15 protein-coding genes are annotated in these 19,580 nt (G+C 72.8%); 8 read left to right on the top strand and 7 right to left on the bottom strand.

The window, feature by feature from the left end; genetic code table 11:
* Nucleotides 1-56 precede the first annotated feature (56 nt).
* Both ACQP2Y_RS42080 and ACQP2Y_RS42075 read right to left on the bottom strand, forming a co-directional pair.
* Nucleotides 57-2,750 (bottom strand): alpha/beta hydrolase family protein, encoded by a 2,694-nt coding sequence (locus ACQP2Y_RS42080; RefSeq protein WP_433721900.1) that lies wholly within the window; start codon nt 2,748-2,750, stop codon nt 57-59.
* A 42-nt stretch (nt 2,751-2,792) separates the two neighbouring features.
* On the bottom strand, nt 2,793-3,386 hold the full coding sequence (locus tag ACQP2Y_RS42075) for a LysE/ArgO family amino acid transporter (RefSeq protein ID WP_433721899.1): 594 nt from the start codon (nt 3,384-3,386) through the stop codon (nt 2,793-2,795).
* A gap of 72 nt (nt 3,387-3,458) precedes the next feature.
* On the opposite strand from ACQP2Y_RS42075, the gene ACQP2Y_RS42070 reads away from it, so the two are divergent.
* Nucleotides 3,459-4,313 (top strand): LysR family transcriptional regulator ArgP, encoded by an 855-nt coding sequence (locus tag ACQP2Y_RS42070; RefSeq protein ID WP_433721898.1) that lies wholly within the window; start codon nt 3,459-3,461, stop codon nt 4,311-4,313.
* Here ACQP2Y_RS42070 and dapD read toward each other — a convergent pair.
* Nucleotides 4,310-5,257 carry a 2,3,4,5-tetrahydropyridine-2,6-dicarboxylate N-succinyltransferase gene (dapD, locus tag ACQP2Y_RS42065; protein WP_433721897.1) on the bottom strand — a complete coding sequence of 316 codons (948 nt, stop codon included), beginning with the start codon at nt 5,255-5,257 and terminating at the stop codon, nt 4,310-4,312. The genes ACQP2Y_RS42070 and dapD overlap by 4 nt on opposite strands.
* Before the next feature lie 60 nt (nt 5,258-5,317).
* Here dapD and ACQP2Y_RS42060 point away from each other — a divergent pair, with 60 nt between their 5' ends.
* On the top strand, nt 5,318-5,755 hold the full coding sequence (locus tag ACQP2Y_RS42060) for a hypothetical protein (RefSeq protein ID WP_433721896.1): 438 nt from the start codon (nt 5,318-5,320) through the stop codon (nt 5,753-5,755).
* On the opposite strand, the gene ACQP2Y_RS42055 is transcribed toward ACQP2Y_RS42060, so the two are convergent.
* Genes ACQP2Y_RS42055 through ACQP2Y_RS42045 form a run of 3 tightly spaced genes read right to left on the bottom strand, consistent with a single transcriptional unit; the run spans nt 5,742 to nt 7,947 of the window.
* A complete protein-coding gene (locus tag ACQP2Y_RS42055) occupies nt 5,742-6,101 on the bottom strand; it encodes a hypothetical protein (RefSeq protein ID WP_433721895.1) in 360 nt (119 codons plus the stop codon). The genes ACQP2Y_RS42060 and ACQP2Y_RS42055 overlap by 14 nt on opposite strands.
* A complete protein-coding gene (locus ACQP2Y_RS42050; RefSeq protein ID WP_433721894.1) occupies nt 6,098-7,651 on the bottom strand; it encodes a hypothetical protein in 1,554 nt (517 codons plus the stop codon). The genes ACQP2Y_RS42055 and ACQP2Y_RS42050 overlap by 4 nt, the downstream gene beginning before the upstream one ends.
* Nucleotides 7,648-7,947: a type VII secretion target gene (locus ACQP2Y_RS42045; RefSeq protein WP_433721893.1), complete on the bottom strand. Its 300-nt coding sequence runs from the start codon at nt 7,945-7,947 to the stop codon at nt 7,648-7,650. The genes ACQP2Y_RS42050 and ACQP2Y_RS42045 overlap by 4 nt, the downstream gene beginning before the upstream one ends.
* 122 nt (nt 7,948-8,069) lie before the next feature.
* Between ACQP2Y_RS42045 and dapE the strand changes: the two genes are divergently transcribed.
* Nucleotides 8,070-9,146: a succinyl-diaminopimelate desuccinylase gene (gene dapE / locus ACQP2Y_RS42040; protein ID WP_433721892.1), complete on the top strand. Its 1,077-nt coding sequence runs from the start codon at nt 8,070-8,072 to the stop codon at nt 9,144-9,146.
* A 3-nt stretch (nt 9,147-9,149) separates the two neighbouring features.
* Here dapE and ACQP2Y_RS42035 read toward each other — a convergent pair whose 3' ends face one another.
* Complete coding sequence (locus ACQP2Y_RS42035; protein WP_212991198.1) at nt 9,150-9,317, bottom strand: hypothetical protein; 168 nt, start codon at nt 9,315-9,317, stop codon at nt 9,150-9,152.
* A 201-nt stretch (nt 9,318-9,518) separates the two neighbouring features.
* Here ACQP2Y_RS42035 and ACQP2Y_RS42030 point away from each other — a divergent pair, with 201 nt between their 5' ends.
* From ACQP2Y_RS42030 to ACQP2Y_RS42010, 5 genes are all read left to right on the top strand, one after another.
* A complete protein-coding gene (locus ACQP2Y_RS42030; protein WP_433721891.1) occupies nt 9,519-10,295 on the top strand; it encodes a TIGR00730 family Rossman fold protein in 777 nt (258 codons plus the stop codon).
* A 1-nt stretch (nt 10,296) separates the two neighbouring features.
* Nucleotides 10,297-10,845: a TIGR00730 family Rossman fold protein gene (locus ACQP2Y_RS42025; RefSeq protein WP_433721890.1), complete on the top strand. Its 549-nt coding sequence runs from the start codon at nt 10,297-10,299 to the stop codon at nt 10,843-10,845.
* Nucleotides 10,846-11,207: 362 nt separating this feature from the next.
* A complete protein-coding gene (locus ACQP2Y_RS42020) occupies nt 11,208-12,227 on the top strand; it encodes a LacI family DNA-binding transcriptional regulator (RefSeq protein ID WP_433721889.1) in 1,020 nt (339 codons plus the stop codon).
* Between the two features lie 37 nt (nt 12,228-12,264).
* Nucleotides 12,265-15,981, top strand: a complete 3,717-nt coding sequence (locus ACQP2Y_RS42015; protein ID WP_433721888.1) for an ATP-dependent helicase — start codon at nt 12,265-12,267, stop codon at nt 15,979-15,981.
* Nucleotides 15,978-19,574, top strand: a complete 3,597-nt coding sequence (locus ACQP2Y_RS42010; protein WP_433721887.1) for an ATP-dependent helicase — start codon at nt 15,978-15,980, stop codon at nt 19,572-19,574. The genes ACQP2Y_RS42015 and ACQP2Y_RS42010 overlap by 4 nt, the downstream gene beginning before the upstream one ends.
* Nucleotides 19,575-19,580 lie beyond the last annotated feature (6 nt).

Here is a 19,580-nt window from a genome sequence, read left to right as displayed (position 1 = left end):
TTCCGCGACCCCTCGGGGAACATGGTCAGGTTCTCCGAGGGGTAGCGGAACCAGCGTCAGTCGGTGACTGTTCCGGTCACCGTGCCCAGCTCGGGCGCTTCCTCTTCCCAGCCGAACACCGTCGGGTGCAGCTGCACCACCTCGTCCGGCTCGTCCGCGGAGTCCGTGACGGTCGGGATGGTCAGGTCGGCGGTCAGCTCACCGGCCTGCACCCCGGTCCACGGCATCACATAGGTCTCCGACAGCGGCCGGGACGGCAGCGGGTCCTCGCCCGAGTTGTCGGTGAACCAGGTCGGGTCGACGTCCGTGCTGGACAGCTCGGTCCCGGTGGCCGGCGGCTCGATGTCGGCCTCGACCCAGATCGGGGTCTCGGCGATGGTGGAGAGCCGGATCCGCCAGGTGAGCGTTCCGCCCTCGGCGACCCGGTCGGCGACCGGCTCGACGGTGATCTTCGGGGCGGGGTCGTCGTTGGCGGCGATGACCGCGCCCTGGTAGTCGCCGATCACCGTGCCGCGGACGGCCTTGGCGTTGAGGGTGGAGGCCTCGCCGGTGCCGAAGAGCGTGTCCCCGGCGATCTTGACCGGCACCCGGATCGTGCTGCTGCCGGGCCGGACGGTGGCCAGCCAGGACTTCGTCTCGTACGTGGCCGAGTCGGTCAGGAACAGCTGCACCTGACCGTTGCCGCGCCCGGTCACCTTGACCGGCACCTCGTACGTGCGGCTGCCCGAGTCGCCCTCGACGACGTTCAGCTCGCCGATGTCGATGCGGGGCAGGGCGACGGGCCGCGCCGCCGGAGTGCCCGGCCGCCAGCCCCACGCGTCGATCAGCCAGGCCTCGCCGGTGGCACTGCGCGGAATCAGCTCCAGCTTGGCCACCTTGCCGCGGACGTGCTTGAGCGGCACCCGGACCTCCTGACCCCAGTACGAGGTCGTGTTCTGGCTGCCGGGCAGGCCGTCGAGGCGTACCTCACCGAGGGCGGTGCGGCGGCCGGCGGTGTCGGTGACGGCCACGCCGAACCGGTTGCCGGTCGTGTTGGGCGGCACCACGAGCCGCAGGGCCAGCTCACGGGCGCCGGAGACGCTGACCGGCCGGCTCGGCCGCAGCGTGACCGCCCTACCCGGGGCGGACCACTTCAGGTCGACGGCGTAGCGGCCCGGCTCACGGGCGAAGCCGAACGGCACGAAGTGCGGCGATGGGCTGAACCAGCTCTCCGTGGTCAGGCACGCCTTGGTGGCGTCGTCGGTGACCTGCTCGCAGAGCCGGCCGCCGGTGACCTTGACGGACTCGTCGGGGATCAGCGCCGCCGTGCGTCCGGCGCCGATGGCGTGACTGAGCACCCGGGCGGGGCCGGCCGACGGGGCGCGTACGCCGGTGCCGTCGAGCAGCGGCCGGACCCGGTCATCGCCGCCGACGAAGAGCCGCGCGGCAGCCGCGATGTACGTCGCACCGACCGTCTGCTCCTGCTGGGCCGTGAGCCGCGTCGCGGTGCCGGGCGAGCACACCGGATCGGGCTCGTCCCCGGTGAAGAAGTCGTCGAAGGACGGTGCCTGCGACTGTCCCGGTGTCCACTCGGTGTTGAAGAAGTTGTGGTTGGCGCCGATCGCGTACAGGGAGCTGTGCAGTGCCTTGCCCCGGCTCACGCCGCGGGTGGCGTCGACGAAGATCTGTCCCTGCAGGTCGGAGACGTCGCCGTCGCAGCCGGGCAGGATCGTCGCGGACGGCACGTCCGGCACCGGGTTCTGGCCGAAGATCGTCGGGCCGATGAGCAGCAGGCCGCGGATCGTCCAGCGGACCTTGCCGTGGTAACCGTCGGCGGCTGCCGGCGGCGGGGTCAGGCTGTCCATCGCGGCGCGGCTGACGCCCTCGCCGCCCCGGGAGTGACCCATCAGGAACACCTTGGACAGGTCGGCCCGCGGCGCGGACTTCACGACGGCGGGGGCGTTCGCCCGTCCGGCGCCGGCCCAGTCGGCCCAGCGGGCGAGGTGCTGGCGGACCAGCGACGAGCGGGCCTGGGCGCCGCCGTCGGCGGCGGCGAAGTCCTGGCCGTTGATGCCGTTGGCCGAGATCGAGACCGTGACGTAGCCCTGTGAGGCCAGCAGTTGCTGGGCCTGGAGGTAGCCGCGGTGGCTGGGCACCGGCTCGGTGCCCGCGCCGCACGGCCAGTCGCCGGTCAGCGCTTCCTCGTCGGCGCCCTTGAAGCAGGTGTAGTGCCGCCCGTGCAGGAACAACGCGAGCGGGCGGTTGCCGGGCGCTCCCTGCGGGGCGACCACGACGCCCTGCATCTCCACGGGCTCCGGGAAGTCCGGCAGCTTGACCCCGGCCAGCGAGTACTCGCCGGTGACAGTCCGGTACGGCCCCTTGACGCCGGGATCGACCTTGTTCGCGGGCAGCGCCGGGGTTGTCGGCACCGCGGCCGCCCGCTTGCGCGCCGGGGCCGGGGCGTCGACGTCGAGCCGCTTGCCACCCGCGCGTACCTGGAGGTCACGCAGGTCCTTGGCGTGCTCCAGCGGCAACCGGAAGGTACGGTCGTCGGCCGCCGCGCGCGGCCGCCCCAGCAGCCGGTCACCGGCGTAGAACTCGACCGCCGCGTCGCCCATCGGGATCCGCTCACCGGACCGCCAGGTCAGCTGACCGTCGGTCACGGACCAGCCGTCGTCGGCTGCCGGAGCGGGTGGCGCGGCCCAGGCCTGCCCCGCCCCGCTCACCAGTAGTGCCGCGGCCAGCGCCGCCGATACGAGGAGTCTTCGCATGCCCCGTGTATACCGAATACATGCAAATGGTTCGATTGATGACTAAACAAGCAGGGTGGTGGCCACGCCGGCCATCACCACGGCGATCAGGCCGTCCAGCACCCGCCAGGCTGCCGGCCGGGACAGCACCGGGGCCAGCCGGTGCGCACCCAGGCCCAGCGCGGAGAACCACACCCCGCTCGCCACCGCCGCCCCGATCCCGAACAGCCACCGGTGCGGGTGCTGCTGGGCCACCGACCCGAGCAGCAGCACGGTGTCGAGGTACACGTGCGGGTTGAGGTAGGTCAGAGCCAGGCAGGTCAGCAGGGTCGCGCGCAGGGTGGCGGGGACCTGGTCGGTCGGCTTCAGCGTGCCGGGCCGCCATGCCCGCTTCGCGGCCAGTACGGCGTAGGTGAACAGGAACGCGGCCCCGGCCCAGCGGATGACGGTCACGGCCGTCGGCCGCGCGGTCACCACCGCGCCGAGCCCGGCGATTCCGGCCGCGATCAACATCAGGTCCGAGACGGCACAGATCAGAACCACCGGGAGTACGTGCTCACGGCGCAGACCCTGGCGCAGGACAAACGCGTTCTGGGCGCCGATGGCGACGATGAGCACGAGCGAGGCAGCAAAGCCGGCGACGGTGGAGGTGAGCACACCATCGACGCTAGGACGGATGCGTGATGTACTCCAGCTAAAGATTCTTCACGAAGATTAGGAAATCTGTACGTGGACGCGGTGCAGCTGGCGACGTTCCAGGCGGTGATCGAGGGCGGCAGCTTCGAGGCCGCCGCCCGTACGCTGCACGTCACCCCGTCCGCGGTGAGCCAGCGGATCAAGGCCCTCGAGCAGGACGTCGGGCAGGTCCTGGTCCGTCGGGCCAAACCCTGCGAAGCCACCGAGGCGGGACAGGCGCTGGTCCGGCTGGCCGGTCAGATCGCGCTGCTCGAACGCGAGGCCCTGGCGGCGGCCCGGGGCGTGCCCGGCGGCGACGGCCGGACCCGGATCTCGGTGGTGGTCAACGCCGACTCGCTGCACACCTGGTTCCTGCCCGCGCTGGCCGCGCTGCCGGCCGAGCCGGCGCTGAGCTTCGAACTGCACCAGGACGACCAGGACCACACCGCGGAGCTGCTGCGCGCGGGTACGGCGATGGCCGCGGTGACCGCACAACACGTGGCCGTCCAGGGTTGCCGCGTGGAGAAGCTCGGCGCGATGCGCTACCTGGCGGTGGCCGCCCCGGGCCACTTCACCGGTTTCGCCACCACGCCGATGCTCGTCTTCAACCGCAAGGATCGCCTCCAGCACCGCTTCCTGGAGGCGCTGGGCCGCGGCGACCTGGAACCGCCGATCACCTACATCCCGGCGTCGCAGGCCTTCGTCGAGGCGATCCGGCTGGGTCTGGGCTGGGGCATGCTGCCGGAGCAGACGGCCCGCGAGGACATCGCGGCGGGCCGCGGTGTGGACCTGGCGCCGGGCCGGCACCTGGACATCCCGCTCTACTGGCAGTACTGGCGGATGGAGTCGACGGTACTGACGGCCCTGACCAGTGCGGTCAAGGCCGTCGCGGCCGGGGCGCTGCGTTAGTCGTTGGCGTGCAGGGCGGCGTTGAGCTCGATGCCCGTACCCTTGCGCGGCCGGGCCTCCAGGGCGCCGGTCACCGAGTTGCGCCAGAAGAGCAGGCCGTTGACGCCCGACAGCTCGCGCGCCTTGACCACCCGGCCGTCCGGCAGCGTCAGCTTCGACCCCGCGGTGATGTAACAACCGGCCTCGACCACACAGTCGTCACCGAGCGAGATGCCGATGCCGGCGTTGGCCCCGAGCAGGCTGCGCTCACCGATGGACACCTTGTCCTTGCCGCCGCCGGAGAGCGTCCCCATGATCGAGGAGCCGGCACCGACGTCGGAACTGTCACCGACGACCACACCCTGCACGATGCGGCCCTCGACCATCGAGGTGCCGAGCGTGCCGGCGTTGAAGTTGCAGAAGCCCTCGTGCATGACGGTGGTGCCGCTGGCCAGATGCGCGCCGAGCCGTACCCGGTCGGCGTCGGCGATCCGCACCCCGGAAGGCGTCACGTAGTCGGTCATCCGCGGGAACTTGTCGACCCCGTAGACGGCGAGGTGCCGGCCGGCGGCGCGCTCGATGAAGCGCAGCTCGTCCACCCGGTCCGGCGGGCACGGCCCGGCCGACGTCCAGGCGACGTTGGCCAGCATGCCGAAGATGCCGTCGAGATTCTGCTCGTTCGGCCGCACCAGCCGGTGCGACAACAGGTGCAACCGCAGGTACGCGTCCGAGGCGTCCTTGATCGGGTCGGCCAGCGAACCGACCTCCACCCGCACCTCGACCGTGGCCAGCCCGGCCAGCGCCTTGGGCCCGGTGAGACCGGCGGGCAGCGTGGGCTCCTGCTCGGGAACGGTGCCGAGACCGAGGAAACCGCTCGGGAACCAGGTGTCGAGCACCTGACCCTCGGCGGTGACGGTGGCGAGGCCGATGCCCCAGGCAGGCGAGGTCGAAATCGCGGTACTCACGCAGCGAACCCTACTAGGAGGGGGCAGCGCCCGTGGCGCCGGTTCAGTAGGGTCCGGCCGGTGAGAAGGGTGTTGTCGTGGTCGCTCGCCGTAGCGATCCTGCTGGCCGCCGCGGTCTGGGGCGGCCTGGCCCTGCACGAGCGCGCGACCTTCGGCACCAAGATCACCGAGGCAGACCTGACCGTCGAGGTCGACGAGGGCGACCGCTTCTCCCTGGCGGTCCCGGACCGCGGCGCCTCCGTCGGCGACGCGTGGTCGGCGACCGTCACGCCGGACGGCGTCGTGGCCGCCGTCGAGGACCGCAAGGTCATGAGCAGCGTCTGGGACCGCGTCTTCGGTCCAGAAGCAGGCGGCGGCGCCGGCACCCGCTACTTCATCTACACCGCCGAGGCGCCCGGCACGGTGCGGGTGACGCTGGCCAACTGCTTCCAAGGCTGTCGCGACGATGACTCGCGGAGCCTCTCCCGCGAGGTGACCTGGACAGTCACGGTCGGCTGAGCCGGGCCTCGATGATCGCCGCAACGGCGTCGAGCCAGCCGGCGAAGAGCTGATCGTCGCCGTGCGCGACCACCAGCCAGGGACGGACCACCTCGGTCTGCTCCGGCGTCGGCATCGGCTCGGGCAGACCCGCGGCGAAGGCGATGCCACCGCGCCGCACGACCTCGGCCAGGAACTGGACGGACGCCGGTTGCCCGCCCGCCCGAGCGACCTGCACGGCGGCCGGAACGGCGGCGCCGATCAACAGCTGCCGGGCCGGATCGGCCGTGCGCAGGGCCGCGGCCACCACCTCGGCGACGTCGACGGTCAGCAGGTCGTCATCGGTGCGCAACCCGGCGCGGCTCATCGGCCGGCCGCCGCGGGCAGGCGCACGGAGGTCGGCTCGCGCGGGATCTCCGGGTCGATGGCATCGACGTGACCGTCGGTGAACTCCCGCTCGGTGATCCAGTAGGTGTAGCCCCAGGGGTTGTAAATCTGCAGCTGGTTGCCCGAATGCCCGATGACCAGCAGCTGGTGGCCCTCCGGTCCCTCATCGACCGACAGCGGGACCGGCCGGCCCTCGTCCACCGCGCGCTCGATCTGCGGCAGCACGCTCGCCCGCGACTCGGCGTCCCGGGTCTGCACGTCGTCGTAGCGGGTGCCCGTGCGCGGTGCGATCTCCTCGTTGGCGATCGTCTCGGACTGCTCGTCGGTCATACCCGCGCTGTGGAACGTCTCCTGCCACCAGCCGCGGCCGTCGTCGTAGACCTGGACCTGCTCGTCGCGCAGCCGGTCCGCGAACGCGGCGGGATTGTCGAACTGCGGGTCGCCGGGATGACCGCCGGTGGTGAGCTGCAGGGCGTAGAGCGGGTCGACCTGCGCCCGGGCCGTCACCGTCGATGAGGCGACGCAGGTCGGCAGCGGACCTTGCTGCCATTCCGCCGCACCGAAGCGGTTGGACTGCGTGCCGGGCATCGGGTTCTCGACGTCCAGGGACAGCGGACTCAGATGCTCCCGCAGCCACCCCGGATCGCCACCGTGCCCGGCGATCAACTGGTCGAACCCCGCCACCTCAGCCACCGAATACCCCGCCGCCAACGTCTTCAGCAGGTAAGCCCGATGCTCCGGCGAGTAAGCCGTCGCCAGCAGCCCGGTCATCCGTTCCCGGTCCTCATCGTTCAGCCCCGCCAGCGCCTCGGCCGCCCGCTGGTCCATCGCCGGGGTCAGCACCGGCGTCAGCGGCACCATGGTCCGGGTCCAGCCGGCGCCCGCGATCACCACCTCGTCGACCGCCGACAGCGGCGAGTCGCTGAGCCGGCCGGTGCGGGCCTGCGTCTCGATCTCGTGCATGGCCGTGGCGAAGTCCTCCGCGGCGTTGCGCATCGAGATGTGCTTGTCGACCCGGCCGTCGATGTGCGCGATCGCCTGCGCGTGCTGGTCGCGCATGATCTCGCCCTCGTACTCGAGGTTGGGCACCGGGCCCCAGCTCATCGCGCCGACCGTGGTGGCGATCTCGGCCAGCGAGGCCGCGTTGCCGCGGTCGCCGGGCTCCTGCTGGACCAGGTCGGCGTGCTGCCGTACCTGGTCGCTGATCTGCCGGAACGCCGTCAGCGCGCGGAACATGTCGTCGGCGAGCGCCCGCAGCGCGTCGTTCGCGGTGACGTGGGTGTCGCCGGCCCATACGTCGCTGATGCCCTGCTCGCGCAGCACGTCGGCCGCGTCCAGGGCCTTCTCCACCGACTGCGCCACCGTCCGGCAGTCGTCCGAGATCAGGCGCAGCGCGTCCGCGTCCCCGCCGAAGGTCGGCACGGCCGCGGCGGCCGCGCAGGCGTCCGCCAGCTCGTTCGCGCCCCACACGCCGTGCGCGTCGTGGATGTCGTCCTGCAGGTCCTGCAGCCGGTCCAGCTCGTCGCTCATCGGCTGCCGGCCAGCCGGCCGGCGCCGCGGGCGTCCGACGCGTCGTAGTCGGCGGCGGCCGCGTCGAGAGCGTCGGCCAGCTGCCGGGCTGCCTCGGCGAGAACCTCCATCTCCTTCTCCCAGGCGGCGATCGCCGACCGGTACGGGCCCGCTGTCGTGTACGTGTCGAAGGCCCCGGCGACCCGGAAGTCCCGTTCGGGTCCGCCGGCCTGGATCCCGGCCCGGCGCAGGTGCTCGGCCACCTCGTCCCGCAGCTTCGTCGCGGCTGCCCGTAGCTGTGTCGTGTCGACCTGCATCGTCCGTGCGCCTCCCCAGGTTCCGGACCCGAAAGCCTAGTGGGAAAACACCGCCCGTGTGCGTCCGGTCTCGCTCCGCGCATCGGCGTACGGCTTCATGTCCGGGCGGTAATGTGCCGCTCATGGCGAACCCGCTTACCCCTGACGTGCTCGTCGACCCCGTCGTGCTCACCCGCACGCTGGTCGACATCGAGTCCGTCTCCCGCGACGAGAAGGTCATCGCCGACTGCGTCGAGGACGTCCTGCGGCAGTCGCCGCACCTGCACACCGAGCGGTACGGCAACACGGTCATGGCCCGCACCGGGCTGGGCCGCGAGCAGCGCGTCATCCTCGCCGGCCACCTGGACACCGTGCCGATCAACGGCAACTTCCCGTCCACCGTGGTCGACGACCTGATCTACGGCTGCGGCACCTCCGACATGAAGTCCGGCGTGGCCCTGGCCCTGCACCTGGCGGCGACCCTGCCCGAGCCCGGCTACGACGTCACCTACCTCTTCTACGAGGCGGAGGAGATCGAGTCGCAGTTCAACGGCCTGCACCTGGTCTCGCAGGAGCATCCGGAGTGGCTGCGAGCCGACTTCGCGGTGCTGCTGGAGCCCACGTACGGCGTGGTCGAGGCGGGCTGCCAGGGCACGTTGCGGGCGCAGATCCGCACCCACGGTCGGCGGGCGCACACCGCGCGGGCGTGGCGCGGAGTGAACGCGATCCACGCGGCCGGGGAGGTGCTGCGCCGGCTCGACGACTACCGGCCGCGCACGGTGACCATCGATGGGTGCACATACCGTGAGGGGCTGAACGCCGTACGGATCGCCGGCGGCGTGGCCGGCAACGTGGTCCCGGACGAGTGTGAGGTCGAGGTCAATCTGCGCTTCGCCCCGGACCGTTCCGAGAAGCAGGCGCTCGATCACGTGCACGAGGTCTTCGCGGATTTCGACATCGAGGTGACCGACTCGGCGCCGGGGGCGCTGCCGGGGCTCGGTGCGGCGCCGGCGCGGGAGTTCCTCACCGCCGTCGGTGCCGAGCCGGCCGCGAAGCTGGGCTGGACCGACGTTTCGCGGTTCGCGGCGCTGGGCATCCCGGCGCTGAACTACGGGCCCGGTGACCCGGCGCTCGCCCATGCGCCGGACGAGCATGTCGAGATCGGCAAGATCCGCGATGGTGCCGCCACGCTGCACCGATGGCTCACCGCGTACGAGTAGGGGTCAGGCCGGGTCGGCAGCGGGCCGGGGTATCTCCACGGTGGTCTCCGGGTCGAAGGCCGGGTCCGCCCCCGGCGGGGGAAGGGCGAGAGCCATCCGGCGTTCCTCGACCACCAGCCGGATGCGCCGCTGCATGCGGCGCTGCATCTTCATACGCTCGTAACGGGTCATCACGGTGGCTCCTCTGCCCAGATGCCCGGCGGTCAGCCGGGCGCCGTGCCTGCGCCGTGCGGGGTTCGGTAACTGTACAGACGCTCCAGAGCTACCGTCCGTTGCTTCAATCTGGCAAAAAGGCCGCCTCGTCGCAATCCTCTTGCCGAAACCCAACCGGTTATTCACCGGTTACGGACCGTCCGCACTACCGTGGTTGCCATGACGGACAGCACCAACGGTCGCAGGCGCGTACCCCCGGAGCGTCATCGCGGCGCCGTCACGCTCCGGCGTGAATCGATGCCCTTGAGCACCGCCGACGAGAAACTGCTCGACTCGCACCATCGCGGTGAGTGGAAGACCAAGGACGCGTGGCGGGCGCTGCGCATTCTGTCGGAGTTCGTCGAGGGCTTCGACACCCTCGCCGACCTGCCGCCGGCGGTGAGTGTCTTCGGCTCGGCCCGCAGCACCCCGGACAGCCCCGAGTGTGAGCTGGCCGCGGACCTGGGCGCGGCCCTGGCCGAGGCCGGTTACGCGGTGATCACCGGCGGCGGGCCGGGCGTGATGGAGGCGGCGAACCGCGGCGCGACCGAGGCCGGTGGCATGTCGGTCGGGCTGGGCATCGAGCTGCCGTTCGAGCAGGGTCTCAACGACTGGGTCGACATCGGCATCGATTTCCGGTACTTCTTCGTGCGCAAGACGATGTTTGTCAAGTACGCGCAGGCGTTCGTCGTGCTACCCGGCGGCTTCGGCACGCTCGACGAGCTGTTCGAGGCGATCACCCTGGTGCAGACCAAGAAGGTCACCCGCTTCCCGGTGATCCTGATCGGTACGGAGTACTGGGGTGGCCTGCTCGACTGGATCAAGGGCCGGCTGCTCGTCGACGGCAAGGTCAGCCCGGAGGACATGGACCTGCTCATCCTGACCGACGACGTGGAGGAGGCCGTGCAGTTCATCGTGGACGCCGACGCCGCACTGGCCGAGAACGGGACCAGGTGACGTGGCGGCGATCTGCGTGTTCTGCGCGTCGTCCAGCACCCTCGACCAGCAGTGGCTCGACCTCGCGACCCAGCTCGGCAAGTCCCTCGGCCCCCGCGGCCACAGCCTGGTCTCCGGCGGTGGCTGCGTCGGCATGATGGGCGCGGTCGCCGACGGTGCCCGGGCCGGGGGAGCCCACACGCTGGGCGTGATCCCGCAGACGCTGGTCGACCTGGAGGTCGCGGACACCCGGTCGGACGAGCTCGTCGTCACCACGGACATGGGCGCCCGCAAGAACATCATGATCGAACGCTCGGACGCGTTCATCACCCTGCCCGGTGGCCTGGGCACGCTGGACGAGCTCTTCGAGGTCTGGACGACCGCGACCCTCGACCTGCACCGCAAACCGATCGTCCTGCTCGACCCGACGGGCTTCTACGACGGCCTGTGGAGCTGGCTGTCCGGCCTGGCCGACACGGAGTTCGTCCGCCGCCCGGCCCTGGCCCAGGTGACCGTGGTGAGCTCGATCGAAGCTGCGCTGGACACGGTCGAGGCCGCCACCCGGTCGTGACCGACGGATCCCGGGGAGACGTCACGCCGGGGCAGGAAGACCCGCCCCGGCGTGACCAGGACCTCGGCAGCCCGCCGGGCGACTCGGGGGCACGCCGAGGCACGCCGCTCGCGCGCGGCGCCCGCGCATCGCCCCGGGACCGCGCGGCGGCTTCGATGCTGCCGAGGCAGGTCCGGTGTCCCGGCCCTGCCGGACCGGTGCGACACGGGCTGCCGGTCCGGCAGGGGGCTCCGGGTGGAACCAGCTGCTAGATGGGTTTAGCGTGACGTTGCTCCTCCGTCCGCCGCCCGTCAAGGGTCCCGATTTCGCCAAAGGCGCGCATCGGCGGCCGTCAGTTGGCCGGCGCGTGGAAGACTTCGGTCATGCCGCCGCAACGGGCGACCCTGCTGCAGGTCGCACAACGGGCCGGCGTGTCCCGCAGTACGGCGTCGTTCGTCCTCGCCGGACGCCACGTGGACATGCGCATCTCCGAGGACGCCCGGCAACGAGTGCTCCGGGCGGCCCAGGAGCTGGACTACCGGCCCAACCTGATGGCCCGCAGCCTGCGCACCAAGGTCACCAAGACCATCGCGCTGGTCTCCGACACGCTCGCCTCCGACCCGTACGCCGGCCGGGCCATCCACGGCGCCCTCGCCGCCGCCGTCGCCCACGGCCACCTGCTGTTCATCGGCGAGACCGAGGGCGAGTCCGTGATCGAGGAGAAGCTGATCTCCGACTTCCTGGACCGGCAGGTCGACGCCTTCGTGTACGCGAGCATGTTCACCCGCTACGTACGCGTGCCCAAGCTGCTCAAGGGCCGGCCGGTGGTGCTGCTCAACTGCCTGACCCGGGCCGCGAAACCGGCGCACCACTCGATCATCCCGGACGAGGTCGGGGCCGGCTGGAGCGCCGCCAAGGTGGTCATCGAGGCCGGTCACCGCGAGGGCATCCACCTGGTCGGCAACCTGGCCCACCACGTCTTCGCCGCCCGCGAGCGCCTGGCCGGCATCCGCGAGGGCTTCGGCGCGGCCGGCATCAAGCTGGCCGGGACCATCGACTGCGAATGGTGGCCGGACTCCGCGTACGAGGCAGTCAGCGCGGCGCTGGCCGGGAAACCGCCGCCAAAGGTGCTGATCTGCCTCAACGACCGGGTGGCGCTGGGTGCGTACCAGGCGCTGCGCGAGGCCGGCCTGAGCATCCCCGGCGACGTCTCGGTGCTCTCCTTCGACGACTCCGACCTGGCCGCCTGGCTGCGTCCCCAACTGACCAGCATCTCGCTGCCGCACTACCAGCTGGGCTGGCAGGCGGTGGAGACACTGCTGGACGCGGCCGGCCGGACCGAGCCCGAGGTGCGCCGGGTGCCGATGCCGGTCCGGTTCCGGGCGTCGATGGGTCAGCCCTGAGGGGATTCCGTCGTACCCGCGTGGTCTCATTGGTGCCGTGACCTCGACCCCCGCGGCGGTGCGCCGGCCGGCGTACCGGCTCGTCCGCCGGGCCGCCACCCCGGCGGACACGCTGCGCGACGACCCGCTGCAGCGGTATGTCGTCCGCCACACCGACGGCCCGCTGCTGGTGGTCGGCGGCCCCGGCACCGGCAAGACAACGGTGCTGGTCGAGGCGGTCGCGGCCCGCATCGCCGAGGGCGTGGACCCGGAACGCATCCTGGTGCTGACCTTCGGCCGCCGCGGCGCGGGCGCGCTCCGGGACCGGATCGAGGCCCGCATCGCGGGACCGACCTATCACGAGCCACTGGTACGCACATTCCACGCGTACGCCTTCGGTCTGCTCCGCCGCGCCGCCGCCGACCGCGGAGAACCGTCACCACGCCTCCTCACCGGCCCCGAGCAGGACCTGATCATCCGCGAGCTGCTCGCCGTGGTCGGCGAGGCCGACGCCGAGGACACGGTCCGCTGGCCCGACTCGCTACGCCCGGCGCTGCCCACCCGTGCCTTCGCCCAGCAGCTCCGCGACCTGATGCAACGCGCGGCCGAGCGCGGTGTCGGCCCGATCGAGCTCGCCCGCCTGGGTGAACGCCTCGGCCGCGACGACTGGCCGGCAGCAGCCCGGTTCATCCGGGAGTACGTCGCGGTGCTGGCCCTGCGCGACGCGACCACCCGCGGCTCGACGGCCTACGATCCGGCGGAGCTGGTCCGGGCGGCATCCGGCCTGCTGGCCGACGACCCGCAACTGCTGGCCGCGGAACGCCGCCGCCTGGCGTACGTGTACGTGGACGAGCTGGCCGACACCGACCCGGCCCAGATAGAGCTGCTGTCCCTGGTCGCGGGCGGCGGCACCCCGCTGGTGGCGTTCGGCGACCCGGACTCGTCCGTGTACGGCTTCCGCGGCGCGGACCCGGAGGCGGTGAGCTCGTTCCCGCAGCGCTTCCGCACTGCTTCGGGGGCGTTGGCCGAGGTCATCACGCTGCACACGAGTTACCGGGCCGAGTCGGCTGTGCTGGCGGCGACGGCCCGGGTCTCGCGGCGTATGCGGGGTGCGTCGCGCCATCGCTTCCTGCACCCGCCGCCCCCTGCCGCGCCCGCTTCGGGGGAGCTTGACCCAGCGTCGGGTGAGACGCCGGCCAGCACCGGATCTGCTGCGGCGAGCGAGGCGACTGGCCCGGGCGCAGTCGGAGTCGGATCGGCCGACGCGGGCGCCTCCAGCGGATCCTCGGCCGAGGGCTCGGCCGGCGTCGCCGATGCGGCGAGTGAGCAGCAGCCGAGCAGCGACGACGGTCCGGAGGAGTCCGGCGCCGGGCGGCTCGTCGAGGGTGCTGTCGTGCGGACGTTCCGGTCGCCGACCAGCGAGACCGCCTACGTTGCCCATGCGCTGCGGGAGGCGCACCTTCTGCACGGTGTGCCCTGGTCCCGGATGGCCGTAGTGCTGCGTTCGACGACCTTGCAGCTGCCGTCCGTCCAGCGCGCCCTCGCCGCCTCCGGCGTGCCGACCGTGACCCATTCCGAAGATCTCCCGCTGCACCTCCAGCCCGCCGTGGCGCCGTTCCTGCTGCTCCTGCGCTGTGCGCTCGAGCCGGACGTCCTCGACGAGGAAGCGGCCGTCGCGCTGCTGCACTCGCCGCTCGGTGGCGCCGATCCGCTCGCCGAACGCCGGTTGCGGCAGGGTCTGCGCGCCCTGGCTCTCGCTGCCGGTGACCGCCGGCCGTCCGGTGAGCTGCTGGTCGACGCGCTGCGCGACCAGGCCGGACTGGACGTCGTGGAACGCCGCTGGGCCGTGCCCGCGCAGACCGTGGCCCGGCTGATCGCCGTCGCCCGGGAGGCCGCCGCCGCTCCGGGCGCCACCGCCGAGCAGGTGCTGTGGGCGGTCTGGCGAGCGAGCGGCCTCGCCGAACGCTGGTACGCCCTCAGCACCCGCGGCGCCCCGGTGGAGCCCGGCGGCGAGGGCGGCCGGGCTCGGCAGTGGCGCGCGGAAGCAGCCGACCGTGACCTGGACGCGATCGTGGTCCTCTTCGACGCGGCGGCCCGGTTCGTCGACCGGCTGCCTGGCGCGCGCACCGAGGTCTTCCTGGACCACGTCCTCGGCCAGGACCTGCCCGCCGACTCGATCGCCCCGAGCGCCGACCGCGGCGAGGCGGTCCGGCTGCTCACCGCCCACGCGGCCAAGGGCCTGGAGTGGGACGTGGTCGTACTGGCCGGCGTCCAGGAAGGCATCTGGCCCGACCTGCGGCTCCGCGGAAGCCTGCTCGGCTCGGAACGACTGGTGGACTTCCTGGCCGGCCGCGCCGCCGCGGGCGCGGCAGCCGTCGTCGGCCAGACCTCCGCACTGCTCGACGAGGAACGCCGCCTGTTCTACGTGGCCGCCACCCGGGCCCGGCGGCAACTGATCGTGACGGCGGTGGCCTCGGCCAGCGTCGGCGGTTCGGACGGCGAGGAACAACCGAGCCGCTTCCTGGCCGAACTGGCCCTGCCGGACCGCCGCAGCGGCCCCGACCCCGAGCAGCCCCCGGACCCCGGCCCCACCGACCCAGACGACCCAGGCCCCGAAGACCCCGGCCCGGACGACCCAGGCCCGGATGAACCCGGCCCGGTTGACGTCGGCCCGGACGGGAGCGGCCGTGGCGGTGGAAACCTGGACGATCCTGGCCCGGACGATCCCGGCGAGGACGGGACGCCGACGGAAAGCGCCGAGCCCGTAGTCGACGAGCACGACGTCGAGGTCCCGGTAGGCCGCCCGCCCCGCGCCCTCACCCTCTCCGCGCTCGTCGCTGAGCTCCGTACCGCTGTCGTAGCCCCCGACGCCTCCCCGGCCCGGCGGCATGCCGCCGCGGCCGAGCTGGCCCGCCTCGCCGCCGCCGGCGTCCCCGGCGCCCATCCCGACGAGTGGTGGGGTCTCCGCTCGCTCTCCGACGACCGGCCGCTGGTCGACGAAGGCGAACCGGTCAAGGTCACCCCGTCCTCGATGGAGAGCGCCCTGCGCTGCAGCCTGCGCTGGCTGCTGGAACGCCACGGCGGCGCTGCCCCGGCCGGTCCCGCCCAGGGTGTCGGCAATTTGGTGCACGCCGCCGCGATGCTGGCCGAGGACGCCAACGCCGACCGGGAGCGGCTGGTCGAGTACGTCTCGGCCCGGTTCGACGCGATCGAGCTGGCCGCCCGCTGGCTGGCCGGCCCCGAGCAGGAACGCGCCCAGGGCATGGTGGACAAGCTGCTGCGCTGGCTGGCCAAGAATCCGCGCCGGCTGCTCGCCATCGAGCATGAGTTCACCGTGCGGCTGGACGATCCGAGCCGGCCGATTCAGCTCACCGGGCGGGTCGACCGGCTGGAGGTGGACGAGCAGGGCCGGCTGGTCGTCATCGACCTCAAGACCGGCAAGAGCACCACCGTCACCACCGGTGATGTCGAGGAGCATGCTCAGCTCGCGGGCTATCAGGCCGCCGTCGACGCGGGCGCTTTCGACGAGTTCGGTGATGAGAGCGGCGGGGCCGCCCTGGTGCAGCTCGGCCCGACCAAGGAGGCCCGCGAGCAGATGCAGCTGCCGCTGGCCGAGGCCACCGATCCGAACTGGGCGTACGCGATGGTCCGGCGCACCGCCGACACCATGGCCGCCTCCACCTTCTCGGCCGTCGCCAACAACAAGTGCCGGGTCTGCCCAGTCAAGACCAGTTGTCCCATCTCCGGTCAGGGCCGGCAGGTCGTCGAGCCGTGACCCAGCCCAGCCTCTTCACCGACCTCCCCGCCCGGCCGCGCCGCCGGGCTGATTCCGGGCCGCGTTACACCCCCGTCGAGCTGGCGAAACTCTTGCGGCTGCATGCGCCGACCCCGGAGCAGGCCGCGATCATCGCGGCGCCGGTCGAGCCGGTCCTGGTCGTCGCCGGCGCCGGTTCCGGCAAGACCGAGACGATGGCGTCGCGGGTGGTCTGGCTGGTCGCCAACGGGTACGCCCACCCGGACGAGATCCTCGGCCTCACCTTCACCCGCAAGGCCGCCGGTGAGCTGGCGCACCGCGTCCGGACCCGGCTCGGGCAGCTGGTCCGGCGCCTCGGCCAGCAGGATGCCCTGGCCGGCGAGCCGACCGTCTCGACCTACCACTCGTACGCCGCCCGCGTGGTCACCGAGCACGGCCTGCGCGCCGGGTACGAGCCGTCGGCCCGGCTGCTCACCGAGGCGGCCCGCTGGCAGATCGTGGACTCGCTGGTGCGGTCGTACACGGGGGAGATGACCGGGCTGAACCGCGCGCCCGGCACCGTCACCGATGACGTGCTGGCGCTCTCCGGCGAGCTGGCCGAGCATCTGGTCACGCCCGATGATCTCGCCGCGTGGACCGGGCGGTTCTTCGCCGAGGTGCAGTCGCTGCCCGGCCGGGTCTACAAGGACGTCAACGACATGCTGCTGCGCCAGCGGCACCGGCTCACCCTGCTGCCCCTGGTACGCCTCTACGACCAGCGCAAACTCGACATCGAGGCGATGGACTTCGGCGACCAGATGGCCCGCGCGGCCCGGGTCGCGCGGGATCATCCCGAGGTCGGGGCGATCGAGCGCGGCCGGTTCAAGATCGTGCTGCTGGACGAGTACCAGGACACCAGCCACGCCCAGGTGGTGCTGCTCAACGCCCTCTTCGGCGGCGGTCACCCGGTCACCGCGGTGGGCGACCCGTGCCAGTCGATCTACGGCTGGCGGGGCGCCTCGGCCGGCACGCTGGACCGGTTCCCCACCGAGTTCACTGGCCCGGGCGGGCGCGAGGCGTGGGTGCTCAACCTGACCCGCAGCTGGCGCAACCGCCCCGAGATCCTCCAGGTCGCGAACGCGTTGTCCCGGCCGCTGCGGGCCGCCGGCGCCCGGGTCGCCGAGCTGATCCCGGCGCAGCGGGTGGCCGACCGGGTGGGTGGGCGCACGGTCGCGTGTGCACTGCTGCCCACGTACGCGGAGGAGGCCGCCTGGATCGCCGACTCCATGCTGGCCGCCTGGCGGGCCGCGGCCCGGCTGCCGGACGCCCTGCCCGGTGACATCCCGCTGGAGAAACGCCCGACCAGCGCGGTGCTGGTCCGGGTCCGCAGCCAGATCGCCGCGATCGAGGAGGCGCTGCGCGCCCGGGGCCTGCCGGTCGAGGTGGTCGGCCTGGGCGGCCTGCTCGACACTCCGGAGGTACGCGACGTCGTCTGCACGCTGCGGGTGCTCGCCGACCCGACGGACGGCGCCGCACTGTTGCGCCTGCTGACCGGGGCCCGCTGGCGGATCGGCCCGCGTGACCTGGTGGCGTTGCATCGCCGCGCCCGGGCCATCGCCGCTGCCCGGGTGTCCGCGACGACCGGCGACGAGCCCGAGGACATCGTCGCGGACCGGCTCGACGACGCCACCCTGGTCGAGGCGATGGCGGACCTCGGCGCACCCCAGCAGTACTCGCAGGAGGGATATGCGCGGCTGCGGGCGTACAGCAGGGAAATGGCCGAGTTGCGGCACCGCCTGGACCAGCCGCTGCCGGACCTGGTCGCCGACATCGAACGCACCATCGGCCTCGACGTCGAGGTGGCCGTCCGCGGCTGGGGCGCCGGCGACGCGGGCCTGGCCCGCGGCCACCTGGACGCCCTCGGTGACGTGGCGGCCCGGTATGCGGGGGACACGGACGGCGGCACGCTCGCGGGCTTCCTGGCCTTCCTCGCAGCGGCCGAGGAGGAGGAACGCGGCCTCACCCCCGGCCAGGTCGACGTGGTCGAGGGCGCGGTGCAGATCCTGACCGCGCACGCGGCCAAGGGCCTGGAGTGGGACGTGGTGGCGGTCGCGGGCCTGACCAAGGGGGTGTGGCCGGGGATGACCCGGGGCTCGGACCACTTCCTGATGGGCATCGGGGTGCTGCCGTTCCCGCTGCGGGGCGATGCCGACGGCCTGCCGGCGCTGGACCTCTCCGCGGCGGCGGATCAGAAGGACGTGGCCGGGGCGCTGACGACGTTCAGCAAGGCTTGGCGTGAGCACGACGAGCGGGAGGAGCGCCGGCTGGCGTACGTGGCGGTGACCCGGCCCCGGCGGCTGCTGCTCTGCTCCGGCTACTGGTGGGGCGACGGTGTGAAGAAGCCGCGCGGTCCGTCCGTCTTCCTCCAGGAGGTCCGGGCGACCTGCCTCGACGGTGCCGGCGTGGTCGAGGAGTGGACCCCGGAGCCGGCGGCCGACGCGACCAACCCGAGCGCTGAGCTGGTGGCCACCGCGGAGTGGCCGTCGGATCCGCTGGGGGCCCGGCGGCCGGCGATGGCAGCGGCGGCGGATCTGATCCGCCGGATGATGGTGAGCCCGGACCCGGCGGCGGCCGAGGCCTTCGTGGAGCTCGCCGAGGGCGATCCGGAGATCGCCGCACGAGCCGGCCTGGCCGCCGACCTCATCGGCCTTCCGGCCGCCGGCGCTCTGCCGGAGGCCGCCAGCAACACCCCGCCGAAGGCCGTCAGCGAGGCCCCGGCGGAGGCCGCGCCGGGCAGGGAGGAAGGCAGCTCGCCGAGCGCTGCCAGCAGCGCCCCGCCGAAGGCCGGTGGCGGCGCCTCGCCGGCGAGCCCTCGGCCAGGAGCGCAAACCGAACCGGCCGGTGGCGAAGGCGCCTCGGAGGCGGATGCCGCCGCGGACGATCCGGACATCGCCCGCTGGCGGCGGGAGGCCAGGATCCTGCTCGCCGAACGCGACGAGCGGGCCCGCCACGACGGCCCGCTCGAAGTCGCCCTGCCGCCACACATCTCGGTCTCCCAGCTCGTTGTCCTGCGCCGCGACCCGCAGGCCCTGGCGCGGTCCCTGCGACGCCCGTTGCCACAACGCCCCACCCCCTACGCCCGGCGGGGCACCGCCTTCCACGCCTGGCTGGAGCAGCGGTTCGGCTCGGCCCGCCTGCTCGACGTGGACGAGCTGCCCGGCGCGGCCGACGACGACGCGGCCGCCGATGAGGAGCTGACCGCGTTGCAGGAGGCGTTCCTGGCCGGGGAGTGGGCCGAGCGCACCCCGGTCGAGGTCGAGGTGCCGTTCGCGACCACGGTCGCCGGGGTGGTGGTGCGGGGGCGGATGGACGCGGTTTTCGCCGACCCGGGCGACCGGTTCGACGTCATCGACTGGAAGACCGGTCGCCGGCCCACTGCCGCGGATGCTGCGGCCGCGGCGGTGCAGCTCGCGGCGTACCGGATCGCCTGGGCCGCCCTGGCCGGGGTGCCGGTGTCGCGGGTCCGGGCCGGCTTCCACTACGTCCGCGACGGGGTGACGGTCCGGCCGGTCGACCTGCTGGACGCGGAGGGCCTGGCCGCGTTGATCGAAGAGGTGCCTGAGCAGGCCGGCTGAACGATG

This window comes from Actinoplanes sp. CA-051413 (assembly GCF_050955795.1).
In the GTDB taxonomy this organism is placed as follows: domain Bacteria; phylum Actinomycetota; class Actinomycetes; order Mycobacteriales; family Micromonosporaceae; genus Actinoplanes.
Note: the sequence above shows the minus strand (reverse complement) of the source record. Positions and strands in the feature narration are given on the sequence as shown.